This is a genomic window from Streptomyces sp. NPDC102437 (assembly GCF_044765565.1).
Lineage (GTDB): Bacteria > Actinomycetota > Actinomycetes > Streptomycetales > Streptomycetaceae > Streptomyces.
The window spans coordinates 1-1,077 of the sequence record NZ_JBIWKI010000181.1; the positions used below are offsets into that span (position 1 = coordinate 1).

The 1,077-nt window shown below is 66.8% G+C and carries 2 protein-coding genes; both read left to right on the plus strand.

Translation table 11 applies throughout. The features are described 5' to 3' along the window. Positions 1 to 300: 300 nt before the first annotated feature. Positions 301 to 642 (plus strand): HIT family protein, encoded by a 342-nt coding sequence (locus tag ACIRJP_RS42730; protein ID WP_404186665.1) that lies wholly within the window; start codon positions 301 to 303, stop codon positions 640 to 642. Between the two features lie 124 nt (positions 643 to 766). Then, positions 767 to 940, plus strand: a complete 174-nt coding sequence (locus ACIRJP_RS42735) for a hypothetical protein (protein ID WP_404186667.1) — start codon at positions 767 to 769, stop codon at positions 938 to 940. Positions 941 to 1,077: the final 137 nt, after the last annotated feature.

The window sequence follows — 1,077 nt, forward strand, 5'->3', positions numbered from 1 at the left end:
GTCGAACCCGCCCCGCACTCGGCACCACGCCGCTACAATCCCCACGCTCAAGCCGTTTACCAGGACATACACCGAAGTCCGGCTGGAGTACTAGCGACCTGCTCGACGCCTGGGAGAACGGCAGCACGTGATCACGGCCATCACAGAGCCCGCCGTCCTGGGGCGGCTTCCCGCTGGCCACCCCTGCGGCGTTGTCCTCAAGATCCAGGCGCCTGCGGACCCGCCGGCCCCCGCCGCATTGCCATCGGATGCGTGGGCGGCCGCCGCCACAGAGTCATTGACCGGACCAAGGAGTGCTGAATGAAGACCTGCACCTTCTGCGCCATCGTCGCCAAAGAGATCCCGGCAGTCATCGTCCGCGAATGGCCCGACGCCATCGCGGTCCGCCCGCGCAGCGGCGGATGCACCGAGGGCCACGTCATGGTCCTGCCACGCGTCCATGTAGAGGACGCCGGCACCGACGCGGAGACCACCGCCGAGGTGATGCGCCGCGCCGCCGAGCTGATGGTTGAGCTTCCCGCCGCGAACCTGGTCAGCTCGAAGGGCGCCGAGGCGCCCCGCAAGACCGGTGACGGCCTGCCCCTGCCGTGGACCCCGCAGCACGCCGCCCGCGCCGCCGCCGAGAACGGAGAGCACCAGTGAACATCAACCTGATCATGGCCCGCGAACTCCTGCCCGCCAGCCCCTCCGTCTTCCTCGCCGGCCCTAGACGAGCAAGTCCGAAGTGTCGTCGGGCGCAAAGGGTGAGGGATCCGTTGGTCGGTGTGTGACAAACGACCTCGAGACCCTCATCACGGCGCTGTATGTGAAGATCGATGACGAGTTGGGAGGACCGCGATGGCTGGGCAGGCCGCCGTTGCTGACCGACTCCGAGCTGGTGTGCGCCGCGGTCGCCCAGGCGATGCTCGGCTTCACTTCCGAAGCCCATTGGCTGCGTTAGAAGCCGTTGTCTTTCCGGCTGTGATAGCTGGGTTTCCGCTGTTCAGGCGTGAAGGAGCTTCTTCCGCAGTAGAGATGACACGTCGTGTCTTCTCTACGGTGGAGGTGCCGGATGCCGTCTGTGATGGGGCTGATCGA

Bases quoted from the DNA above. Each gene is read 5' to 3' on its own strand.
- ACIRJP_RS42730 (WP_404186665.1), top strand. From the start codon at position 301: ATGAAGACCTGCACCTTCTGCGCCATCGTCGCCAAAGAGATCCCGGCA.